Source organism: Vibrio sp. Vb0667, from assembly GCF_033391095.1.
This window is the reverse complement of record NZ_JAWPOL010000002.1, coordinates 71,098-93,953: the sequence shown is the minus strand read 5'-3', so window position 1 is coordinate 93,953 and position 22,856 is coordinate 71,098. Positions and strand designations below refer to the sequence as shown.

The window sequence follows — 22,856 nt, the reverse complement described above, 5'->3', positions numbered from 1 at the left end:
TATTACACAGCCGTGCAGTATAAGCAGAATTTGAAATTGATCAACATATTTTCCAGGTGGATAGCAAATTAATTAGTCAAAGCGTTCGGTTTCTGGTAAAAGTAAGCGCGTGATTAATATTCGGGAAAATTCGAACTATGAATGAAAGAAAGCAGGGGCGTAGAAGTGCTGAAGCAGCAGAACAAACTAAGTGTCTGATCCTTAAAGTGGCAGCAGATATGTTTTGTGAACTTGGTTACGAGCGTGTCTCGCTGCGCAATATCAGTGAAAAGGCTGGTGTTTCACATAGTTTGATCCGTCACCACTTCGGCAGCAAAGAGAAAATCTGGCAAGCGGTTAGCGATGCAATGGACGAGTTCATGCAGTGCTATATGGCTGAACTCATCAATGAAATGCCGGAGAACACACCTTCGAATAGAAAAATTTATCTGTTTATGGTTCGCATGCTAGCATTTGCTCTCGTCAATCCTCATCCAGTACAGATGATCGCCGATGCCATTCGACAAGGCGATGACGGTGCTCTGCTGCAGTATTTCTTAAAGTCAAAAGATGAGTTCGCTGCGATATTTACCGGAATTTTCGAGCAGTACAACAGCGAAAACCCTAATGCACAATTTGATCAGTGGGAATCAAAGTGGCAAATGTTGATCTTCGCACATGGTGCTGTCAGTCTCGCGCCAATGATGCAAGAAACATGGCCGGATATTGCAGATAATCGCGAAAAACTGCTGATCAAGCATTGGGAGTTGTTTAATACCATTATGGCCTCTCAATTTGGGATCCCAAAAGAAGAGATGATTCATCCGGAAAAGCTTGAAGATATCGTTATTGATATGTGCTGTACTATTGATGAAGCAGTAAACTAAAAGTAAACAAGCGAAAAGAAGACATAAAAAATGCCGAGCTACAAAGCTCGGCATTTTTGTTTCAATTCGTTTTAACCACGGTAGTAGCGTTGTGGTACGAACGGCATTTTTTCAACTGTCATTGGTAGCATTTTACCACGCACTTCAGCGAACACTTCAGTACCAATCGCCGCCAAATCCGCACGAACATAACCCATTGAGACTGGCTTACCTGCATTCGGACCCGCCGTACCGCTGGTTACAACGCCAATTTTAACGCCGTCAGCATCAAACAGTTCAACACCTTCACGCACTGGCGCTTTGGTTTGACCTACTAGACCCACACGCTTACGCGCCACATCTTTAGTCTCAATCTGCTTAAGAATAATGTCTGCGCCAGGGAAACCACCTTCACGTTCACCACCAATACGACGAACTTTTTGGATACCCCATAGCAAGCTCGCTTCAACAGGTGTTGTTGTTGTGTCTAGGTCATGACCGTATAGACAAAGGCCACACTCAAGACGAAGCGAATCACGAGCACCAAGGCCAATCCATTCAACTTCATCTTCAGCAGTCAGTTTACGTGCTAGCTCTTCCGCTTTGTCAGCAGGAACCGAGATTTCGTAACCGTCTTCGCCTGTATAACCACTACGAGAAACAATGCACTCGGCGCCTAAAATATCGACTTTACGAATATCCATGAACAGCATTTCAGAAACTTCTGGTGCAAAACGCGCCAATACAGCCGCCGCTTTAGGGCCTTGGATTGCAAGTAGAGCTCGGTCTTCGATAATTTCTAGCTCAACACCAGATGGTAAATGCGCTTGTAGGTGTGCGATATCTTGCGCTTTACATGCTGCGTTCACAACCACAAACAGATGATCGCCTAGGTTAGCCACCATCAAGTCGTCCATGATGCCGCCCTCTTCATTAGTGAAAAAAGCGTAACGCTGTTTACCAGACTCAAGATCCACAATATCCACTGGAACTAATGTTTCTAGGAACGCAGCTGCACCGTCACCAATTAGGCGAAGCTGTGCCATGTGAGAAACGTCAAACAGACCTGCCGCATCACGAGTATGTAAGTGTTCCTTCTTTACGCCTAGAGGATACTGAACAGGCATATCGTAACCCGCGAACGGGACCATTTTGGCACCAACTTCAACGTGAAGTGCGTGTAGTGGTGTTTTCAGTAGTTCTTGAGTCATTTTCGTCTCCATTTAGATAGACCCGAGAATGCTATCGGCATTCGATGTGTTTCCAATAATAAACATGGCTCATTCTATTTTGCACGAACAAGACGTAGATCGACTTGCAAAAGTGTGACTCTTAACATTTTAATCACAACAAATCGTACAAAAAAAGCGCTTTAATGAGCAAGTTCTCATCAAAAAAGCGCCTTTTCATCATAACGACCACCAACAGCAATCGTTTGCTTTCACTATAGGAAATTTACAAGTATTTATCACTATTTGGCTGTCACCCACAAAATGAGCGCATCTTCCTCGCTAACACTGGTCAACATATGTCCCATATTTGCATCGTAATAAACGCTGTCTCCCTCGCTTAAAACAACAGGTTCGTAAAACTCAGAATAGAACATGACCTCACCAGATAAGATAAGCAGAAATTCTTCGCCATCATGACGAACCCAGTCTTTATATTCATCAAAACTACGAGCTCGAATTTGGCTCTTAAACGGCATCATTTTCTTATTGGAAAGTTGTGTCGCGAGCAGTTCATGTTCATAAGTTTGTGTTGGGTGTGGTTTACCTTCATTCTTCTTGGTAACATCCCTACGCCCTGTCGCTACCTTTTTTCTAGGTGGCTCAAATAGTTGTGGCATGTCAATTTGTAAGCCAAGTGCCAATTTTTGCATCGCTTGAAACGTCGGGGAGATCTGCTCATTTTCTATTTTGCTCAGTGTAGATCGAGCAAGCCCGGTTCGCTGACTGGCCTCTTCTAATGTGATACCGAGTTTCGAGCGGATATCCTTAATACGCTGGCCCAGTTTTAACGGCTCGATATTTTGGTCATGTTGCTCTTTTGCCAACGTCATCGATGGGTATTCATCGTAAATACTTTCTGCCATAAATCCCTCTATAGATATCCATATTTTTTGTCTTACTCGCATTGTGCATGAAGCACATAGTGGATAGAAGTCCACCAAGTGAATTAAACCGTGCTCTTGTTAACAAATTTTGAAATCTTGTTTCCTATAGGAAATTTTTGGTTGATTGTTCCCGTCACAGGCGCTATGTTACCAACTTGTTAGATGTAGAGATGCATATTTCCGTAAGAGATTGGTAAAGGAAACACGCAATCCAACGGAGTTTTTGCCCAAATTTAGGGCCGGATGTTCACTCTGTTCTGCTACGCAGTTCAGCTGTTTTTGAGGACAAATGAACCACAACCGCAAATCATAACTCATCTATTGCGGGTTCATTTTCAGATTTGGAAGGTCAACTACCATGAATAAGAGTTACCCTAACCACAGCTTGGAAAACTTTTTCTCTACCAACCTCTCTGCGACAGATGATGCTGTCTTTGCTGGAATTCAAGCGGAATCCGCTCGCCAAAACGAACAAATCGAACTTATCGCTTCTGAGAACATTGTTTCTAAAGCGGTAATGCAAGCTCAAGGCACATGCCTAACAAACAAATACGCTGAAGGCTACCCAGGTCGTCGTTACTATGGTGGTTGTGAGCACGTAGATACAGTGGAAGCCATTGCTATCGAACGCGCAAAAAAACTTTTCAATTGTGAATACGCAAACGTTCAACCACACTCAGGCGCACAAGCAAACGGCGCAGTAAAACTAGCACTGCTTCAACCTGGTGACACCATTCTTGGTATGTCTTTAGACGCAGGTGGTCACCTGACGCACGGTGCACGCCCTGCACTTTCTGGTAAATGGTTTAATGCAGTTCAATACGGTGTTGATCGCGAAACACTGGAAATCAACTACGAAGATGTTCGTGAGCTAGCACTTGAGCACCAACCTAAAATGATCATCGCAGGTGGTAGCGCTATTCCACGTACTATCGACTTTGCAAAATTCCGTGAAATCGCAGACGAAGTAAATGCAATTCTTATGGTCGACATGGCACACATCGCCGGTCTTATCGCAACAGGCGCGCACCCTAGCCCACTGCCACACGCACACGTTGTTACGACTACAACACACAAAACATTGCGTGGCCCTCGCGGCGGTATGATTCTTACTAACCACGAAGACATCATTAAGAAAATCAACTCAGCCGTATTCCCTGGCCTACAAGGTGGCCCACTGATGCACGTTATCGCAGCCAAAGCGGTCGCATTTGGTGAAGCGCTTGGCCCTGAATTTAAAACTTATATTGATTCGGTGATCAATAACGCAAAAGTCCTAGCGGAAGTATTGCAAACTCGCGGTTGCGACATCGTAACTGGTGGCACAGACACGCACCTAATGCTGGTTGACCTTCGTCCGAAAGGGTTGAAAGGCAATAAAGCAGAAGAAGCTCTAGAGCGTGCTGGGATCACATGTAACAAAAATGGCATCCCATTCGATACAGAGAAGCCTATGATTACATCGGGCATCCGTTTAGGAACGCCTGCGGGTACAAGCCGCGGCTTTGGCGCTGAAGAATTCAAACTCATCGGTAATTGGATTGGTGACGTACTGGACGGTTTAGTGAACAACCCTGAAGGTGACGCAGAAGTTGAAAAACGCGTTCGCAAAGAAGTAAAAGAACTTTGCAGTCGCTTTCCTCTATACCAGTAAACGATTTTTTTGAAATCATAATAATTCCTGACAAGTTATTCGGAGATTAAGCAATGGACAAAACACTGAAGTTTGCAGATAGCCACGAGTGGGTACGTGACAACGGTGACGGCACAGTAACAATTGGTATTTCTGAGCATGCACAAGAAATGCTAGGTGACGTGGTATTCGTTGACCTACCAGACGTAGAAGACGAAGTTGAAGCAGGTGAAAGCTTCTCTCTCGTTGAATCTGTAAAAGCAGCGTCAGACATCTACGCACCAATCACTGGTGAAATCGTAGAAATCAATGAAGAACTAGAAGACAGCCCAGAGCTAATTAACGAAGAGCCGTACGAAGGTGGCTGGATCGTAAAAGTGAAGATGTCTGATGTATCTGAACTAGATAACCTGAAAGACGCAGACGAATACCTAAACTCTATCGAAGAAGAGTAATTAGGATGTGACGAAAGCTGTTCCCTAGCCTGTTTAGAGAACAGCTTTTTTTCTAGGTTCGGACGTATAATTTAATTTATTAGTAACGCAAATCCGTTACCCGAACCAAGGAGTAGGTAAAGGACAATGACTGAATTACTTCAAAGCCTCAGCACACAAAACGAGTTCGTTGCTCGCCACAATGGACCAAACAAATCTGACCAACAGAAAATGTTGGAAGCGATCAACGCAGTTAGCCTAGATTCGCTTATCGACGAAACCGTACCAGCACAAATTCGCCTAGAGCAACCAATGAGCTTGGCAGAAGCGAAAAGCGAAGCAGACATGCTGGCAGCAATGCGTAAGTTCGCCGATCAGAACCAAGTTAAACGTACATTCATTGGTCAGGGTTACTACAACACCTTCACGCCGAACGTGATTCTACGCAACGTGATGGAAAACCCGGGCTGGTACACCGCTTACACCCCTTACCAACCAGAGATCTCACAAGGTCGTTTAGAAGCACTTCTAAACTACCAACAAATGGTGATGGATCTTACTGGTATGGAAATCGCGAACGCGTCATTGCTTGATGAAGCAACGGCAGCCGCAGAAGCGATGACACTTTGTAAGCGTGCGGGTAAAAGCAAGAGCAACGTATTCTTCGTTGCTGACGACGTTCACCCACAAACCATCGAAGTGGTAAAAACTCGTGCGAAATTCATCGGCTTTGAAGTCTTGGTTGGTTCTTTAGAATCACTACCAGAGCAAGACGTGTTCGGCGCACTAGTTCAATACCCAAGTACAACAGGTGAAGTTCGTGACCTAACGGACATCATCGCTAAAGCGCAAGCAAACAAAACACTAGTGACTGTAGCAACGGACCTTCTTGCTTCTACCCTACTTAAACCTGCAGGTGAAATGGGCGCAGACGTAGCAATCGGTTCAGCACAACGTTTTGGCGTGCCGATGGGTTACGGCGGTCCACACGCTGCTTTCATGGCAACGCGTGATAAGCACAAGCGTACAATGCCTGGTCGCGTTATCGGTGTTTCTATCGATACCAACGGTAACCAAGCACTGCGTATGGCAATGCAAACGCGTGAACAGCACATCCGTCGTGAAAAAGCGACTTCAAACATCTGTACTGCTCAAGCACTGCTAGCGAACATGGCGTCTTTCTACGCGGTTTACCACGGCGCAGAAGGTCTACGCACGATTGCTCGTCGTACGCACCACATGACAGCCATCCTAGCCGCTGGCCTAACTAAAGGCGGCTTCGAGCTTGCTCACAACAGCTTCTTCGACACCATCACTATCAACACAGGTGCACAAACTGAAGACCTATACGCGAAAGCACTAGCCGCAGACATCAACCTACGTAAGTTGGGTACTCAGCTAGGTGTGAGCTTCGACGAAACCACAACCGTGGCAGATGTAGAAGCCCTATTCGCAGTATTCGGTGTGAAAGAAGAAGTCGCAGCACTATCAACTGAAATCGCAGGCAACGAGTTTGCAGCCATTCCAGAAGCATTGCGCCGCACAACAGAATATCTAACACACCCTGTGTTTAACACGCACCACAGCGAAACACAGATGATGCGTTACCTAAAACAGCTAGAGAACAAAGACTTCTCACTCACGCACGGCATGATCCCACTGGGCAGCTGTACGATGAAGCTGAACGCAGCAGCAGAGATGATTCCAGTAACTTGGCCTGAGTTTGGTTCGATCCACCCGTTCGCACCAGCAGAACAAGCAGCTGGTTACGCTGCACTCGCAAAAGACCTTAAAGAAAAGCTATGTGAAATCACTGGCTATGACGCATTCTCACTACAACCAAACTCTGGTGCATCGGGTGAGTACGCAGGTCTTATCGCGATTCAACGCTACCACGAAAGCCGTGGCGAAGGTCACCGCAACGTATGTTTGATCCCAAGCTCTGCGCACGGTACTAACCCTGCGACAGCATCTATGGTGTCAATGAAAGTGGTTGTGGTTAAGTGTGATGAAGAAGGCAACATCGACATCGACGACCTAGCAGCGAAAATCGAGAAACACAAAGACAACCTATCAAGCATTATGATCACTTACCCTTCTACGCACGGCGTTTACGAAGAGAAAGTGAAAGAAGTGTGTGAAATGGTTCATGCCGCTGGTGGTCAGGTTTACCTAGACGGCGCTAACATGAACGCGCAGGTTGGTCTAACATCACCAGGCTTCATCGGTTCAGACGTTTCTCACCTAAACCTACACAAAACCTTCTGCATCCCGCACGGTGGTGGCGGTCCGGGTATGGGTCCTATCGGTGTGAAATCTCACCTAGCTCCTTTCTTACCAGGGCATATTGAAGACGGTGTAGAAGGCGCAGATTTCGCAGTATCAGCAGCAGATATGGGTAGCGCTTCTATCCTGCCTATCTCTTGGGCTTACATCGCAATGATGGGCGAAGCTGGCCTAACAGATGCTACAAAAGTAGCAATTCTGAACGCAAACTACGTGATGGAAACACTTCGCCAACACTACCCTGTTCTTTACCGTGGCAAAAATGGCCGCGTAGCGCACGAATGTATTATCGACATTCGTCCGCTGAAAGAAGAAACAGGTATCAGCGAAGAAGACATCGCGAAGCGTCTAATGGACTACGGTTTCCACGCACCAACTATGTCGTTCCCTGTAGCGGGCACGCTAATGGTTGAGCCAACGGAATCGGAAGATCTAGAAGAGCTAGACCGCTTCTGTGATGCGATGATCGCTATCCGCGAAGAAATGGAGAAAGTGAAAAACGGTGAATGGCCACTGGATAACAACCCACTTGTTAACGCGCCACACACACAAGTTGATCTTTCAGCTGAAGATTGGGACCGCCCTTACTCTCGCGAGATTGGCTGCTTCCCGTCTAAAGCGACCAAATCTTGGAAGTACTGGCCAACGGTAAATCGCGTAGATAACGTATACGGTGACCGTAACCTAATCTGTTCATGCCCAAGCATCGATAACTACGAAGATTAATTTTTGTAGAATCTAAATAAACAAAGGCGAACCGATTGGTTCGCCTTTGTTTTTGGTGTGCCGCCCTAACATTTGTTGATACATCGAGAAGGAATGATGGCTAGTTATTGTTTGCACAAAAGTGATTTAGAAATACAGTGACTTCTGAGAACCTTTGAATTAGCACTAATATCTCAGAGCCTTAAAAGCTTGTTGGAAACTCCTCATGAACACTATGTTATGCAGGTGCTGTGTAGTTTCTCAGTTCAGTTGCAGTAAGTCCCACTTATTACCATAGAGATCTTGGAACACCACCACTGTCCCGTATTCTTCCACACGAGGCTCTTCATTAAATACAACACCATTTTTCTTCATCAACTCGTAGTCACGCCAAAAATCATTAGTTTGCAGAAACAGGAAAACACGACCACCTGTTTGATTTCCTACTGCATGCGTTTGCTCCGGTGTACTCGCTTGAGCTAAAAGTAGGTTTGTACCATTGGAGTTTGGAGGAGAAACTTGAACCCAGCGTTTACCACAACCTAGGTTGGTATCTTCAACCAGAGTGAATTGAAGTTTTTGAGTATAGAATTCGATAGCATCGTCGTAATTTTCAACGACTAGAGCAATGTTTCCGATTTGCTGCTGAACAGTTTTGGCCATGATGATTTCCGCTGTGTCAAAACGCTAATTGTACTCTATTTTGAGACTTTTCTAGAAAGCACATAACGCCTTGCAAATGTGTAAGGCACACAATACGAATGCTTACGCACGGCGCCTTTGTCACTAGAACCGACAAACAATATAGCTGCCACCAGTGTCGAATCTTGATTGAGCAACTTATTAAAGCCTTAGCTATAACTCAAGAGCAAATCTCTAACCTAATAAAGAAGGCTGCTCGTATACCACGGTATTATAGTTCTTCTAGTTTTCCCTTAGCTAAATCTTCTTGTTGCTTAAGGAACATGAAGAAGTTTGCCTCACTGATAAACGGGTTACCGCTTGTGCCGAGCTTCTTCCTATTTTCAAAAAGGAAATTTTTATGTGGATGGTTCGAAAGGTTAACGTTCACAATAGGTGCCTGTAGTGAAATTTTTCTAATTTTCTCCATGCTAGTCAGGAACTGGCCAATAACTTCTGGATCATTGCTACTTACGCTATGCCCACCAACGATAAAAGCACGATATTGTTCGCCATTATCTTCAACAGCGAAGTCTAAGGAATAATCACCTTCCGTGTGGCCAGGTGTGAGATAGAACTTAAACTCATGTCCACCAATAACCATAGAGCTATCGCTTTTTATCTCTATGTCTAAATTTGGAGGAAGGAACTTGTTCTCACCTTCGCTTTTGTTTGATTGCTGTATAGATAGTTCATGAGCGCTTTTGGTCATCACGACTTTGGAACCATACTTCTCTTGAAGTAACTGGGCGCCCCCAACGTGGTCAGAATGCCCATGAGTTACCAATATGTGCGTTATTGGCTTATCTTTTAGCCCTAGCTTCTCTAGGTTGATAGGTATCCACTCAGAGTAAGGGAAGTCAAGCGTATCAATGATAACAAGTCCGTCTTCTGTAGCAATGGCATATGATGAGACCCACTTGTCTCCTACATAATAGACATTATCAAACATCTGAAATGGTTCTACATAACCGTTCTTATCATTCATTGCTGGAACATATTGACTTAAGGAAGCAAAAGACGAAGCACTGAAAAGTAAACCTACAATAATTTTTTTCACGAAATCGCACACAAATATATCCTTAATAATTTCTTATAGAACCTCGCGGATGAGAAAGCTCTAAACGATTTTCAGAGGCAAATACAACTGCAAATACTTTCTACTTAGCTTGAGTTTTAGCTGACCGAATCACTTGTAAACTCGAATCCCATTAACTGCCTATGTATTCATGATTCTTTTAGAGGTTAAATAAATGAACTCAATTGAAGCAGAGTCATGAAGCTTCACTTGAGGTTACCGGCACAGCACAATGTGATAAACCTCTTTCAAGCAAACATTTGAATGCGATTTTTCCAATTTAAGACATGTTCAATAAATGCATCAACTCTTGCAGGCCTTTTATCGCGGTCTCGATACATAATGAATACTTCTTTACCCGAGCATTGCCATTCTGGCAACAAAGGCAGCAGGTTATGTTGATCATGATTTAGCTCATGAAAGTAATAGGTTGGAATCCACGCAATTCCTAAACCATGGATGACGGCGTCTCTAACTAGCAGTACATCATTTGAAGTGAATTGAAACTTTAGCGGATGATCAAATGTTTCATTGGTGATTTGATTAACTAATTTCCATTGGCTGTCGTTGTTTACCGTAATTAGGCGATGATGAACAAGTTGTTCTGGATGGGTAATCGGTTGGTGTTGTTCTAAATAGCTTCGTGATGCACAAAGCGCAAATGGAATCGACCATAATTTCTGAGCAATCCAGTCTTGTTCAATAAGATCACCAAGACGAAAACTAACATCGACACGGTTAGATACAAGATTGATTTTTTCATTCTGTACATCTAAATCGATACATATCTTCGGATGTTGCTCTGCAAATTCATAAACGCACCGCTTTAACCACATCTGTGTCATGTTAATTGGCGCTGATATTTTGATCGTTCCGCTTAAAGACTGACGCTCAGTCGCAATTCTCGATGTCACATTATTTAAGCTAAGAAGTAACGGCTCACAGAGTTGATAATATTTTTCGCCATCAGTTGTTAACGCAAAGTGGTGTGCACTGCGGTTAAATAGTCTGCAATTTAAGTTTGTTTCCAGCCTTTTTAACTTCCGGCTTAGCGTGGCTAACGGGACATTAAGACGCTCAGATGCTTGTGTTAGGCTTTGATAGCGAGCAACAGAAACGAATAACAAAAGATCATCCAAAGAGTGACGTTCCATATTTGGGATTAACCCTCTTAAATTTGGCTATTAAAAATCAAATATGAAATATATAGCATTATCGCGTCAAGTTAATTTTTATCAGGAAGATCTATGTCTAAGCATTTATCAATTTGGTGCGGTGTTGTTGTCGCTATCTTTTTTTGGTCTAGTAACTTTAACGTAATAAAGGCTATTAATAGCGATGTCTCTCCTTTGGATTCAGCGACGTTACGATTTTCCGTTGCAGCTTTAATACTCTTACTGATAAGAGGTACTAAACGCTCTCCATATGGAGCCAAACTCACACGAAAAAGTATGTTGTCGTTGTTTGTTATAGCAACCGTGGGTGTAACTATCCAAAACTTCTCTATTTTCTCTGCAATGAGATTTACTACCCCAGTTAACGCAGCGGTTGTTCAGGCAAACCTACCACTTGTCACTATCTTGTTGTCGGGCTTTATTCTCAAAACTTCCATTTCGGTTAAAACTATTTTAGGTGCACTAATCAGTTTTTGTGGAGTGGTAATCGTCATTACAGGGGGAAATATTCATTCTATTAGCAGCAATAGTAATATTGGTGATCTATACATGTTATTTGCTTTAATTAGTGGGTGTTTATACACAATTCTAGCGAAGCGTTTAACATCTCATATCCCAGTAACTCAGCAGTTACGTTGGGTGTTAAGTATTGGTGCCATTCAAATGATCGCTATAGCGATGTACCACGGCGACTTTAGCCGTAGCTTAAATGCCATAACATTTAAAGACCTAGCATTAATAGCTTACATGAGCCTGTTTGGCACTTTGATCGCTTATTACTTTTGGATGAAAGGTGCTATCGTTCTTGGTCCAGATAAAATGTCTCCATTATTTAATATTATGCCGGTATTCACTCTACTGATTTCGTTCATTTCTGGTGAGCAGGCTCAATGGGAAAATGTTTTAGGCGTCTTTATCGTTGCGGCTGGTGTGTATATAGGTAACTCAGCACCTTTTGCTCGTTTACGGAAGGTGGTGGAGTAAAAATAGACGCCAACCTTAAGTCGCATTATTTAGAGCAATACTTTGTTAATTGGCATAAGTTTTCTTGGTTTCCAATAGGTACATTTTTTCGCTTTCGTCGTTCACTCTTTTATCTAACTTTATTGAGTGCATGTCGAAAATCTTCAATCTTTTGCTAAGAGCGTTTTTTACTATGTAAAAAACAGAGGAGAATGACCATGAAAAAACGACTCAACTATATTGAAGTAGCGCCAAAAGCAATAGAAATCCTATACGCTCAGGAAGCTTACTTCCATGAACAATTTAGCCAATCAGAAACTATGAACATGATCATATGGGAACTGGTTAAGTTACGCATATCGCAAATCAATCAATGTGCATTTTGTATCGACATGCATAGTAAAGATGCGCTTAAGTTAGGTGAAAAGCCGGAACGCATATGGGGGCTTAGTGCATGGAAAGATATGCCATTCTACAGCGATGCAGAACACGTTGCGCTTGGCTGGGCTGAATTACTAACTGCTGGCCTACCAGTAGATGATGATACCTATCAGCTGACCTTGAATACCTTTGGAGAAGAAGCTATGGTCAACCTAACAATTGCGATCAACGCGATCAATAGTTGGAACCGAATAGTTAAGGCATTTAAGCCAAAGGTTGGAGTCTATAAACCTCGATAATTCTATTTGACGGTTCTTACTTGTAAGCCACTGCTTATACCTCAACTTAATAGGATGAAAAGTACATGTGTATCACTTTCTCATTTAAGTTGAGGTTAAATAGGATGATTCATTTGAACTTAGAATTTGATATTTTAAAACCTCAAAAGGCTTTAGCTGGCTATGTTCAAGCCATTTGGTCAGCATCCGTCAAACCTGATACGACGCAAACCGTACGTAAACAATTACTCAGTGATGCTGGTACAGGTGTGGTATTCATTTTACAGAATGAAGTACAAATGGATGGTGAGTGGCAGACGCCGGGGGTTGTCCTACTGCCTATAAGCATTCTGGCACATCAGGTCTGCCTACCGCCAGGCGCGGTGATGACTGGCGTACGCTTTCATCCTGCTGTTGGTTATCAACTATTTGGTAAACGTCTAGAACAGCTATTGCGGATTCAAGACGACCACCCTTTGGCTTCTTCTGCACTAGCAACATTTGAGTCTCTGCAAATAGCTCGTTCGCCATATGCAAGGATTTCTACGTTATATCGCTGGGTTCAAACACTGATTGAGGAATATGAACCGCAGTATGTCGGCCACATTATTGACCAACCTACAGGGACCATCAGTCAGCGCCAGAGAGAGCGCAATTTTCAGAAATGGTTGGGGATTACTCCTAAACATTACCAACGCATTAAACGAGTGAAGCACACTTTAGAGCAACTCCGAGCGCAACCCGATCTTACTTTATCGGAGTTGGCGCTGGAGCAAGGTTTTTCCGATCAAGCACACATGACTAGAGAGTGTAAGCAGATTGCGCGCATGACACCGAAGCAGTATGTCCGAAAGAGAAACCTCTAAACCTTATTAGCTTTCTACATCAAACCCCATTGATTCAGAATCGACCATATACTTGTTACAATGTTCGATCATATATCACCTACTTTTTCGATCGCTCATTCCAGCTTGATGTGAGTTGGTTAGCTCGCTTTTGATGCCGCGTGCCGCTCTACCATAAACGCGATCACTTCTTCGCTTAAGCAAGATTTGCTGATGTATTGGCGTTGTTTACCAAGGTGAAGGATAAAGCCCAAATCAGTTTGTTCGAGTTGGTCGATTTCATTCCAAGCGAGGCTGCGGTCAACTTTACCGCTTTTGTAGCGCACGCCATCTGCATTCACTTCAAACACCACTTTACTGCCGCGGCTTGAGCTGATGGTTTGACGCCACAGCCACCAAGTTCTTTTGAAGTAAACGCTGCACGCTTCAATCACACTCAATACGATAAAGAACCAACCGACGTAACCGTTAGGTAGCAGTTCAAACTCCAATAAAACCACACCAAAGATAAGAAACAGCATCCCTTTTAGGTACGCTTGTGGGAACTTCGTTGGCTGGCTAGTTTGATCATAACACTCAGCAAAAAATGGCTTGTCGAGTGTGTATTCTGTAGTGAATTCGAAATCTTTAGACATGTATGGTTACTTCAAGGCTTCTATAAATGAGTATTCTTGGTTGCACTCTCGCAACGCATGCATTGTAGCGCTTCTCGGGATTTATCTTTAGTCCTTTTGATTCTGTTTTGTAAATCAATGATACCGCCACGCAAAAAGACCTCGGTGCTCTCGCCAAGATCAAACAAGGCGAACCATTTGGCTCGCCTTGCTAATTAACAACCTGTGTGACTTGTTGAGGTTTTCTACTTTAGAGGGTCGTTGTCTGGCAACGCACTGTGTATCCATACTGCCAGTCGGTGTTTGATGCTTGCGCCGTCTAGCTTGCTTTCCGGCAATGGCGTGATCTGTTTTGCATCGACCAAGAATAGGTAAATCGCTTTTACTCTTAGAGGTTGTGGTGACTGAGGAAGGTCAAAACCTTGTAGCTTCGCCATCTTCCCACCAATCTCTAGTGCCTTCTTAACCAGTTTGTCTTCATTGTGAAGCTTGGAGCTTTTTGACATTGATAAATCCTCTTCTTCGCTTCAATTAAGAATACATGAAGTGTCACGTATGGCGTGTTAGTAAGCTCGCATATTGATAAGTTTATGCCTTCTTACCGAGTAACTGATTGAAAAACGACCTTAATTCGTCATCACCAAGATTGAGCAGGTAGTCACCAACATACCATTCAACAATCGATTGATTTGGATGTGCCGTGACTTGCGGGTTACCAAACCAAATGCCCTTTTCCGTGGCAAACGTGTATTGGAGTTCTTTCAACTCTTCACAGCTAAATGGCAGGATAAGGTGCAACATGTTTGCTTGAGGTGCTGCCGAACGGCATTGCTGCAGACACTACATAAGGTGTTCTATTAATGATTTATTTAGAACAAAGATCCTGTTCACCGTAAACGAGCCATTTCGGCAAATATGCGGTTTCTGGAATTGTCCAGCCATACTTATCGTATGCCAATGCAGCAAGACCAATCAGTTTCAAAGAAACATTCCCTTTTGGCGAATAACGAACATCTTCATTCATGTAGAACTGGTAATGCGCCTCTAACGCATCTCTCAGTGCTTCTTGATAATGCGCCTCATCGCCATCGATAATGGCAACAAACACATTCACAAATGGAATAAACAAAGAATGTACATAGGGCACTCTGGTTGATTCTAAGTATTGCGGAGAAGATTTCTCCATCACAGTTTGCAATAACTCAGGTAACGCTGATGAATTGCTAAATACACCGTTAACGAACTCGACTAGCGCAACATCGAATGGATCTTTTAAACGCACTAACGACTCATCCATGATGGTCATCAGCTCTACGCCGCGCCAATCTCTCGCGGCCATCGTTAAACAGATTTCATCCAACCAAGCATCCATCGTTCCCCCTGCAACAGAACGGTTACCTACTTCCGAACAATGTCGGTGCCCAACGGAGAATTCAACAACTTGCTCTGAATTATTGGCCAGTAAGTACACGTTATTCAGTAACTCAAGCGCTCTTTTTATATAAGCTGGCGAGGCATGATGTTGTCCATATTTTGAAGCAGTGAAGAATGAGTGGAGCGAATGCCAAGCATCGCCTTTCATTCTTTTGAGAGGTTGCTGATAAAAAGATTGTTTTTCATCAAGCATTTTTTCCCAAAAACTATAGAAACGTTCGTCTTCTTCACGAAAAATACGCAATTTTCTTTCTTCAGGTATCTCTAAATAGTGATTTTTCATTGGTTCCATCGTTCCCTAGCCTCGCATTATAAGTTGTTCTAATTTTTGCCGTGATGATAATCATCCTCAAAATCAAGCATTGAATGATGCCGAAGTTGTTTTATGAAATCAATTTATAATCAGTATCTTATATCGAAAAAAATGAATCGAAAAGCCGCCTTTACGCTATTAAATCAATCGATTGCATATCAGTAAATATCTCAAAGAACATATAAAGCATGAGCCAACCGCAATTACTTAACTTCTAGTCGGATGCTTGTATTAGTGAGTTTTGCTATCAACCCGCCTATCCTCTCGCGCATATCGTGCCTTTGCACAATCATATCTAAAGCGCCATGCTCAAGCAGAAACTCGCTTTGTTGAAAGCCATCCGGTAGCTTTTCTCGCACGGTTTGTTCAATCACACGACGCCCTGCAAACCCGATTCTTGCCTCAGGCTCACCAATATTGATGTCCCCCAGCATTGCCAAGCTTGCCGAGACGCCACCAAAGGTTTGATCGGTCAATACCGAGATATAAGGCAAGCGCGCATTGGATAAACGCTCCAACGCAGCGCTGGTTTTTGCCATTTGCATTAAAGCCATCAGCGACTCTTGCATACGTGCGCCACCACACGCAGAAAAGCAAACTAACCCGCAATTTTCCTCTATCGCCGTATTCACGGCATCAACAAAACGAGCACCCACAACCGACCCCATCGAGCCAGCCATGAAAGAGAACTCGAACGCGCAAGCCACGATGGGTAAGCCCAACAGCTCGCCTTTCATTACGACCAACGCATCTTTCTCGCCAGTACTTTTTTGAGAGAGAGCAAGACGCTCTTTGTAGCGTTTCTTGTCCTTAAAGTTGAGCAGATCTTTCGGCTCATATTCGCTAGCAAGCTCTATACGCTCACCTTTGTCCAAGAAGCTATCTAAACGATGTCGCGCAGACATTCGCAAATGGTATTGACACTTGGGGCAAACTTCCAAGTTTTCCTTGAGCGCGATGCGATACAGCACTTGGTCACAAGACGGACACTTAGTCCATACGCCTTCCGGAATCGACGCTTTACGCGTATTAATGATGTTCTTTTTATCTAATAGTTTTTCTAACCAACTCATTGGAAAACCTTTATGCCCAAACAACGGTAACTCGCATTGTATAAACCTGTTTTAAGTAACAAAGTGCAACTTATTGGCTTTATAATCCAACCAAATGGGATTAATGGAGATGCTTGAGAAAATTGATCAGCAATGGCTAAAAAGCTTCCATTGTGTCTACGAGAACAATAGCTTCAAAAGAGCCGCCGAGTTTTTATCTCTGCCGACATCAAATGTCAGTCGCCATATTGCGTTACTTGAAGAACAGCTTGATGTGCGTTTATTCGACAGAACGACTCGACGAATCTGTGCAACAGACGCTGGAGAACAGCTCTATTTACGCACACAGCCTTTGTTAGACAAACTGAATGATGCGCTTGAAGAAGTGACGCAACACTCTCGTGAGGTCATGGGGCAGCTCAACGTTGTCATGCCAGATTCACCAGAACTAGCTAAAGCCGTCGTCTCTTTTTGTGCTCAGTACCCTGCTATTTCATTGAATTGCGAGACGAACCTAAGCCCTAAAGAGGACTTGCTCGATGGGTTTGACGTTATCTTGAGTTTTCACCGCGGCAAGCTTGAAGACAGCAATTGGATTGCAAAAGAGATCAAGCGTTGGCCGAGTATTGTGGTCGCATCACCTAAGCTATTGCACACACGTCAGAGACCTTTCAAAATTACCGATTTGAAGCACGTTCCTTGTATCAGCAGCTTTACTGCATTGAAAGGAACACCTTGGGTTTTCAGAAATTCGGAAGGAGAACTGATAAGTCAACGAGTACAATCTGCATTTAAGGTCAACAGTGGGCAACTTGCAAAAGCCGGCGCGTTAGCAGGATTCGGGTTTGCGATTCTACCTGTCGAGTTTTGCCATGAAGAAATCGAATCAGGAGATCTGGAAGTGATCGAACTGGAATATGAACCCGAAGATTTGGTGCTGTATGCCTTTTACGCTTCAAGAAAACACTTAGCCAAGAAGATCCCGGAGTTTATCGAGCACTTAAAACGCCAAGCGAATAACGAAACAAGTGGGTAACTGTCAGATCAGGTCTGAATTAGTACCAAATTAACACAAGTAACCTTATCCGCTCTTCTTTGACTTAGGGTAAGTCTTGCATTTAGCAAAACGCAAAACTTGCCCCCATGATTAGAAACTTATCAAACCATTCATTCTCGTTATTAGCTTGACACAAAATTTAAGTCAGATCGCAAAGATTCACCCTTGCGCAATTTCTTCGCTTCATGCCATTAAGTTTTTAAGACGATGCGCATCCGGATGATTTTCCTGAATAAGTACCCGACTCAATGCTTCAACGAATTCACGCTTCATGACATCAGTCGATGCTTGCTCAGGTTGCGTCATTGTTAATACTGCAAACGGATTGGGTGCAAGGTGAATGTCTTTCCAGATACTTCTACAAATCTCCGCATGAAGATGTTGAGGTAATTGTCCTGATTGTAAAAACAACCCCATGATACTGTCATCATTCACAGACCATAAATGACGATAAGCACCTTCAAATAGTTGCGATGGATGGAGTTTTCCCCTGAACCCTTGACGGCTGTACAAGACGTTTAACACATCTGCACTCCATTGCTGCCAAATATCTTCAGGCAAATGAGTTTTCAGGTTGGCATACTGACTGATAATCCAGATTGAATCGACATACATAGAGTCTCCACGAACTAGCTCACTCAAAGTCATAAACCAGGATTCTATTTCCGACTTATTACGTTCGTTATACCCTTCTACTTCTAACGTGCCTTTTAATACTCCCAAGTAGAAAGTCACATGATCAAAACGTCGTCGATATCCCTTCTGTTTCACTGCCAATATTTCAGTCATCAGCTCAGCACGAGATGGCATAGAAAGCCGACAACTTAATCGACTTAACTGGAAAAATAGCTTCCACACCCATTGAGGGAATACTTTAGCAACTTCATTCAATAATGAAGTCAATAATTCAGGTGTTATTTGTTCAGGGCAGTCATTTAAATAGTCAAGAACAACCTTTAGTGGCTCCACTGCATAATCACCATCGCCTGGCTTACTTTTCCCTTTGTTCACTGAAGGTATCAATGCGACAGCCTGATCCACTCTACCTGCGACAATAAACAGCTGAATGATAGCACTGCGATCGTCATAGTTTTTTTGATATTTCTTCAACTGAGCTGCTTTTAATACTGCATGAACAAACGCTTCATCCTGCCAGTGCTTCTTGACAGCGTCTAATAGTGCAGTTGCAGTTTTACATGTTTTAATGACCGAAGGAATATCTGCAACCTCTCCCGAATAAGGCCGTTCATTCTTACTATTTTCGCTTTCACCAATAGTGATGAACGGTTTATCTGCACGGAACCCTCTACGATAATACGGCGTCCACTCTTCAACTGACGTCGCCTTACCAAGTTTACCAATAACTCTTGTCGCTTTTAACAAATCTCCCTTTGTAAACCAATAAGCAGCAAGTAACGTTAGAGGTTTATTTTGTTCACTCTCTACATAGAATTTTTCTGCCTTATCTAACAACTCCGTAGTTAAATAGGGAAGAAGACGCTTTGTGTAGTTACCAAATTCATCTCCTTCTGGATACGCCTTAATTAGATAGGGTAATATACGTTCTGGTTGCCCTTCAAAACCCCACGCAACACCATTTATTAGAGCCGATTTCTGCCAGCGAGGAGCAATTTCCGAGTATAGCCTTTCTAGTTCATCATCGGGTAGGCAAAGCTTACACCCTAGTTTTAACCGATTTTCTTCTTTTGCGCCGAATGGATTTTTTTTGTCTTCATCAATCATCCTTTGTTCAACTAGTGCACAAACATCTTTGCCAGCTTTTACTGCATTGGCCAGTTCAGTGTCGGCATCTGGCTTGTGCTGACTTTTGCTGTCTACATATTGGTTGAGGATAAATACAGGGTCATCAATAGCCGACCAATCATACCCAATCAGTTCAACATGTTCCTTTAAAGCCTCAATTGAGCATTTTTCCATTTGATAGGATGCCAATTCTAAAGCGATGCTAGCTCTCTGATTGAGATCTGCACTCCAGATATACTTACTTAGCGACTCAGCAATTTCATACCATCGCTCACAATTTTGTTTTCCTGCAAGCCTCGCCGCTGCGACAGCTGCACGAAATGTACCGCCAGAGCGACAATCTCTTGGCGCATAATGACGAGCAAGACGTAACAATCCTTTATAACAACGCTGCACTTCAGGGTGATTGCTGTCTAAGTTGATGGTTGCGAATGTTTCAATAGCTGTGCCATAGGCAGCCGCCTCATCCCCCCCGTCTTGAATCATTGGTCTAAGTGCACCAAGAGAACTCAAGCTACAAATTGCTTGATCTTTTAGCTTCCCATCGGCTAATCCTCGGATAATCTCAGCCCATGACTCTGCTACGTACTCGCGATTGTAGGTATTAGATGCCTTTGCATAAGGTATCGCTTTTTCGTGCTTGCCTTGGGCACAGAGAGCGCGAATCACACCCTCCAATGCGCCATCACTACGGGAGTATTGGTTACGATACATGACATCATCATAAGGTAATAAGACAGCAACTTTTTCTGTCCAAGTTCGGTTCAACTCATGATAGATCTCAGAGGTTTTCAGCGACTCAACAGGTACATTTTCACGTAAGCCCAGTGTGAATAACGGTAACTGAGTGACATCTCCCCCCAATTCAACCAACTGAATTTCAAGCATTATGGTGCTCAAGTAGTATTGCAGTTCATTTAATTCTTCTAGTGCCGATACTGCACCACAAACATCACCGAGCTTGAGCTTATCGTAAGCATCCAAGAAAGGTTTACATCCTTCACCGGGTTGTGAAGACAACAATTTCTCAGCAATATCGTACCAGTTTATTACTTGTGGCATTAAGCCAGCCTCCTGCTTATTGAAAGCTTAGAACCTAATCGAATAAATTCATTATAAACCAAACGCTTAGGTAAGGATAGACTAATTCTAAAGCATTATATTCTTCACTAGAAATTCAAATGGAAAATTGGTGTGCCGTGGAGTTAGCTAATTGAAGTAACTTCCCCTGACAATTCTTTGATTCCTTGGGGTCAAATAGCCCACCCTAGCCTCAGTAAAATGGCGTCTTTTACTCGAACCAGAGCCCCACTGGTCTCACCAACCAAACTCGCTTACTATGCCAGTTACCTAAAACGCTTTGTGAGTCACTCATGAGCAGAAAAAATAACAAAAATCTCAGCATTCTTCTTAAACTCAGCACCTTTATTGCACCTTATAAATGGCGGGTTGCGGCAGCCTTGGTTGCCCTTGTCGCGACAGCAAGTTTGACGTTATCCGTTGGCTATGGAGTGCGCATTCTTATCGACCAAGGCTTTGCTCAGCAATCATTGCAAGAGCTCACCAATGCGATTCAGTTTATTGTCGGTGTCACATTGTGTATTGCCATTGGGACTTTCTTTCGCTTTTACCTTGTCTCTGCCGTAGGTGAGCGCGTTAGTGCGGATATTCGCCTTGCGGTGTTTAACCATGTGATTACGCTGCATCCGAGCTATTTTGAGACCAACAGTAGTGGCGATATTATGTCACGCCTGACTACCGATACCACATTGCTGCAAAGCATTATTGGTTCATCGTTCTCGATGGCGATGCGTAGCGCTTTGATGTGTTTTGGTGCCATCATTATGTTATTCGCTACCAACGTTAAGCTCACGCTGATTGTGCTTGCTTCTGTGCCTTTGGTTCTGGTTCCGATTTTGTTTTATGGACGACGCGTGCGTGCTCTCTCTCGCCAAAGTCAGGACTCAATGGCCGATGTTGGCAGCTACGCTGGAGAAGCGATAGAACATATTAAAACCGTGCAAAGTTTTAGCTCAGAGTCGCATGAACGAGCGGCTTTCGCTGTCGAGGTGGAAAAAGCTTATGAAGTAGGTAGACAGAGAGTAAAACAGCGCGCGATCCTGATATCAGGCGTTATTGTGATTGTGTTCAGCGCGATTGCAGGCATGCTTTGGGTAGGCGGCAGCGATGTGATTCAGGGAAAAATGTCTGCGGGTGACCTAGCCGCATTTGTGTTTTATGCCATTATGGTTGCCTCATCGACTGCAACCATTTCCGAAGTCATGGGTGAATTGCAAAGAGCCGCAGGTGCTACCGAACGGCTGATTGAGATCCTTCAAGTAGACAGTGATATTAAAGCGCCAAGCAACCATTTGCCTGTCCGTGCCGACATGCCTGCTGAGGTTAACTTTAATTCGGTGAGTTTCAACTACCCTTCTCGCCCAAATCAACCAGCAATCAAAGAATTAAATCTAACCGCTGAACAAGGAAAAGTACTGGCGTTGGTCGGCCCTTCTGGTGCAGGTAAAACAACACTATTCGAACTGCTGCAACGATTTTATGACCCACAGCAAGGGCAAGTGTTGTTTGGTGGTGAAGATATTCGACAGTTCGACCCAAACGAGCTTCGACGTCAAATGGCGCTCGTACCACAACAACCAGCGCTGTTTAGCCATGATGTTTTTCATAATATTCGCTACGGTAATCCTGAAGCGACGGATGTACAAGTTATCGAAGCCGCGAAAAAAGCCCATGCCCATGAGTTTATTGAGAAGCTTCCCGAAGGCTATCACAGCTTTTTAGGGGAGCGCGGCGTTAGGCTATCAGGCGGACAAAAGCAGCGCATTGCGATTGCTCGCGCGATTCTAAAAGATCCAAAAATCTTACTGCTAGACGAAGCTACCAGCGCCCTTGATAGTGAAAGTGAACATCACGTTCAGCAAGCACTTGAAGCTCTAATGAAAGGACGCACAACGCTGATCATTGCTCATCGTCTTTCGACTATCCAACATGCGGATAAAATTGCGGTGCTCGACAATGGCGAATTAGTCGATGTTGGTAACCACCAATCATTAATGCAAAGCTGTGAGTTGTATCAGCGACTTGTGGCATTGCAATTTAAGCACTTGGAGTAACGCCTAGTTAAGCGCTCAAAAATAAGCAAAGGCGGACCAAATAATTTAATAACAGGAGTTTAACGATG

At 43.6% G+C, this 22,856-nt stretch carries 19 protein-coding genes and 1 pseudogene; 9 read left to right on the top strand and 11 right to left on the bottom strand.

Features of this window, described 5'->3' with window-relative positions:
• Positions 1-137: 137 nt before the first annotated feature.
• A complete protein-coding gene (vdeR, locus tag R8269_RS03055; RefSeq protein ID WP_005376423.1) occupies positions 138-866 on the top strand; it encodes an efflux transporter transcriptional repressor VdeR in 729 nt (242 codons plus the stop codon).
• Positions 867-937: 71 nt separating this feature from the next.
• Here vdeR and gcvT read toward each other — a convergent pair whose 3' ends face one another.
• Positions 938-2,056 (bottom strand): glycine cleavage system aminomethyltransferase GcvT, encoded by a 1,119-nt coding sequence (gene gcvT / locus R8269_RS03050; RefSeq protein WP_064377089.1) that lies wholly within the window; start codon positions 2,054-2,056, stop codon positions 938-940.
• Positions 2,057-2,316: 260 nt separating this feature from the next.
• A complete protein-coding gene (locus R8269_RS03045; RefSeq protein WP_005376429.1) occupies positions 2,317-2,940 on the bottom strand; it encodes a helix-turn-helix domain-containing protein in 624 nt (207 codons plus the stop codon).
• A 379-nt stretch (positions 2,941-3,319) separates the two neighbouring features.
• On the opposite strand from R8269_RS03045, the gene R8269_RS03040 reads away from it, so the two are divergent.
• The 3 genes from R8269_RS03040 (at position 3,320) to gcvP (ending at position 8,040) form a co-directional block, all read left to right on the top strand.
• Entirely contained in the window at positions 3,320-4,615 is a 1,296-nt protein-coding gene (locus R8269_RS03040) for a serine hydroxymethyltransferase (protein WP_005376430.1), read from the top strand.
• A 53-nt stretch (positions 4,616-4,668) separates the two neighbouring features.
• Positions 4,669-5,049: a glycine cleavage system protein GcvH gene (gene gcvH, locus R8269_RS03035; RefSeq protein ID WP_005376432.1), complete on the top strand. Its 381-nt coding sequence runs from the start codon at positions 4,669-4,671 to the stop codon at positions 5,047-5,049.
• 126 nt (positions 5,050-5,175) lie between these two features.
• Positions 5,176-8,040, top strand: a complete 2,865-nt coding sequence (gcvP, locus tag R8269_RS03030) for an aminomethyl-transferring glycine dehydrogenase (RefSeq protein ID WP_017820968.1) — start codon at positions 5,176-5,178, stop codon at positions 8,038-8,040.
• Positions 8,041-8,280: 240 nt separating this feature from the next.
• Here the strand turns inward: gcvP and R8269_RS03025 are convergent, their stop codons facing one another.
• From R8269_RS03025 to R8269_RS03015, 3 genes are all read right to left on the bottom strand, one after another.
• Positions 8,281-8,682 carry a VOC family protein gene (locus tag R8269_RS03025; RefSeq protein ID WP_005376435.1) on the bottom strand — a complete coding sequence of 134 codons (402 nt, stop codon included), beginning with the start codon at positions 8,680-8,682 and terminating at the stop codon, positions 8,281-8,283.
• A 250-nt stretch (positions 8,683-8,932) separates the two neighbouring features.
• Entirely contained in the window at positions 8,933-9,760 is an 828-nt protein-coding gene (locus tag R8269_RS03020; RefSeq protein ID WP_225455282.1) for an MBL fold metallo-hydrolase, read from the bottom strand.
• 266 nt (positions 9,761-10,026) lie between these two features.
• On the bottom strand, positions 10,027-10,932 hold the full coding sequence (locus tag R8269_RS03015) for a LysR family transcriptional regulator (protein ID WP_005376440.1): 906 nt from the start codon (positions 10,930-10,932) through the stop codon (positions 10,027-10,029).
• 93 nt (positions 10,933-11,025) lie between these two features.
• Here R8269_RS03015 and R8269_RS03010 point away from each other — a divergent pair, with 93 nt between their 5' ends.
• The 3 genes from R8269_RS03010 (at position 11,026) to R8269_RS03000 (ending at position 13,441) form a co-directional block, all read left to right on the top strand.
• Positions 11,026-11,937: a DMT family transporter gene (locus R8269_RS03010; protein ID WP_031778924.1), complete on the top strand. Its 912-nt coding sequence runs from the start codon at positions 11,026-11,028 to the stop codon at positions 11,935-11,937.
• Positions 11,938-12,134: 197 nt separating this feature from the next.
• Positions 12,135-12,596, top strand: coding sequence for a carboxymuconolactone decarboxylase family protein (locus tag R8269_RS03005; protein WP_005376442.1), 462 nt, complete (start codon positions 12,135-12,137; stop codon positions 12,594-12,596).
• Positions 12,597-12,700: 104 nt separating this feature from the next.
• Positions 12,701-13,441 carry a helix-turn-helix domain-containing protein gene (locus tag R8269_RS03000; protein ID WP_169644074.1) on the top strand — a complete coding sequence of 247 codons (741 nt, stop codon included), beginning with the start codon at positions 12,701-12,703 and terminating at the stop codon, positions 13,439-13,441.
• Between the two features lie 119 nt (positions 13,442-13,560).
• On the opposite strand, the gene R8269_RS02995 is transcribed toward R8269_RS03000, so the two are convergent.
• The 5 genes and pseudogenes from R8269_RS02995 to accD all read right to left on the bottom strand — a co-directional run bounded on the left by R8269_RS02995 (position 13,561) and on the right by accD (position 16,854).
• Complete coding sequence (locus R8269_RS02995) at positions 13,561-14,055, bottom strand: YcxB family protein (protein ID WP_213885581.1); 495 nt, start codon at positions 14,053-14,055, stop codon at positions 13,561-13,563.
• Between the two features lie 224 nt (positions 14,056-14,279).
• Positions 14,280-14,540, bottom strand: a complete 261-nt coding sequence (locus tag R8269_RS02990) for a DUF5062 family protein (protein WP_005376453.1) — start codon at positions 14,538-14,540, stop codon at positions 14,280-14,282.
• 82 nt (positions 14,541-14,622) lie between these two features.
• Positions 14,623-14,847: pseudogene (locus R8269_RS02985) on the bottom strand (hypothetical protein); the annotation flags it as partial.
• A 52-nt stretch (positions 14,848-14,899) separates the two neighbouring features.
• Positions 14,900-15,760: an immunity 49 family protein gene (locus tag R8269_RS02980; RefSeq protein WP_171344637.1), complete on the bottom strand. Its 861-nt coding sequence runs from the start codon at positions 15,758-15,760 to the stop codon at positions 14,900-14,902.
• Positions 15,761-15,984: 224 nt separating this feature from the next.
• On the bottom strand, positions 15,985-16,854 hold the full coding sequence (gene accD, locus R8269_RS02975) for an acetyl-CoA carboxylase, carboxyltransferase subunit beta (RefSeq protein ID WP_171344638.1): 870 nt from the start codon (positions 16,852-16,854) through the stop codon (positions 15,985-15,987).
• A gap of 109 nt (positions 16,855-16,963) precedes the next feature.
• On the opposite strand from accD, the gene R8269_RS02970 reads away from it, so the two are divergent.
• Positions 16,964-17,869: a LysR family transcriptional regulator gene (locus R8269_RS02970; RefSeq protein WP_165439074.1), complete on the top strand. Its 906-nt coding sequence runs from the start codon at positions 16,964-16,966 to the stop codon at positions 17,867-17,869.
• 204 nt (positions 17,870-18,073) lie between these two features.
• Here the strand turns inward: R8269_RS02970 and R8269_RS02965 are convergent, their stop codons facing one another.
• Positions 18,074-20,716: a hypothetical protein gene (locus R8269_RS02965; protein WP_171344640.1), complete on the bottom strand. Its 2,643-nt coding sequence runs from the start codon at positions 20,714-20,716 to the stop codon at positions 18,074-18,076.
• Between the two features lie 311 nt (positions 20,717-21,027).
• Here R8269_RS02965 and R8269_RS02960 point away from each other — a divergent pair, with 311 nt between their 5' ends.
• Entirely contained in the window at positions 21,028-22,788 is a 1,761-nt protein-coding gene (locus R8269_RS02960) for an ABC transporter ATP-binding protein/permease (protein WP_238967207.1), read from the top strand.
• Positions 22,789-22,856 lie beyond the last annotated feature (68 nt).

What these genes read in the sequence shown, in the direction of transcription:
- vdeR (WP_005376423.1), top strand. Translation starts at nt 138, where the DNA reads ATGAATGAAAGAAAGCAGGGGCGTAGAAGTGCTGAAGCAGCAGAACAA.
- gcvT (WP_064377089.1), bottom strand. Translation starts at nt 2,056, where the DNA reads ATGACTCAAGAACTACTGAAAACACCACTACACGCACTTCACGTTGAA.
- R8269_RS03045 (WP_005376429.1), bottom strand. Translation starts at nt 2,940, where the DNA reads ATGGCAGAAAGTATTTACGATGAATACCCATCGATGACGTTGGCAAAA.
- R8269_RS03040 (WP_005376430.1), top strand. Translation starts at nt 3,320, where the DNA reads ATGAATAAGAGTTACCCTAACCACAGCTTGGAAAACTTTTTCTCTACC.
- gcvH (WP_005376432.1), top strand. Translation starts at nt 4,669, where the DNA reads ATGGACAAAACACTGAAGTTTGCAGATAGCCACGAGTGGGTACGTGAC.
- gcvP (WP_017820968.1), top strand. Translation starts at nt 5,176, where the DNA reads ATGACTGAATTACTTCAAAGCCTCAGCACACAAAACGAGTTCGTTGCT.
- R8269_RS03025 (WP_005376435.1), bottom strand. Translation starts at nt 8,682, where the DNA reads ATGGCCAAAACTGTTCAGCAGCAAATCGGAAACATTGCTCTAGTCGTT.
- R8269_RS03015 (WP_005376440.1), bottom strand. Translation starts at nt 10,932, where the DNA reads ATGGAACGTCACTCTTTGGATGATCTTTTGTTATTCGTTTCTGTTGCT.
- R8269_RS03010 (WP_031778924.1), top strand. Translation starts at nt 11,026, where the DNA reads ATGTCTAAGCATTTATCAATTTGGTGCGGTGTTGTTGTCGCTATCTTT.
- R8269_RS03005 (WP_005376442.1), top strand. Translation starts at nt 12,135, where the DNA reads ATGAAAAAACGACTCAACTATATTGAAGTAGCGCCAAAAGCAATAGAA.
- R8269_RS03000 (WP_169644074.1), top strand. Translation starts at nt 12,701, where the DNA reads ATGATTCATTTGAACTTAGAATTTGATATTTTAAAACCTCAAAAGGCT.
- R8269_RS02995 (WP_213885581.1), bottom strand. Translation starts at nt 14,055, where the DNA reads ATGTCTAAAGATTTCGAATTCACTACAGAATACACACTCGACAAGCCA.
- R8269_RS02990 (WP_005376453.1), bottom strand. Translation starts at nt 14,540, where the DNA reads ATGTCAAAAAGCTCCAAGCTTCACAATGAAGACAAACTGGTTAAGAAG.
- R8269_RS02980 (WP_171344637.1), bottom strand. Translation starts at nt 15,760, where the DNA reads ATGGAACCAATGAAAAATCACTATTTAGAGATACCTGAAGAAAGAAAA.
- accD (WP_171344638.1), bottom strand. Translation starts at nt 16,854, where the DNA reads ATGAGTTGGTTAGAAAAACTATTAGATAAAAAGAACATCATTAATACG.
- R8269_RS02970 (WP_165439074.1), top strand. Translation starts at nt 16,964, where the DNA reads ATGCTTGAGAAAATTGATCAGCAATGGCTAAAAAGCTTCCATTGTGTC.
- R8269_RS02965 (WP_171344640.1), bottom strand. Translation starts at nt 20,716, where the DNA reads ATGCCACAAGTAATAAACTGGTACGATATTGCTGAGAAATTGTTGTCT.
- R8269_RS02960 (WP_238967207.1), top strand. Translation starts at nt 21,028, where the DNA reads ATGAGCAGAAAAAATAACAAAAATCTCAGCATTCTTCTTAAACTCAGC.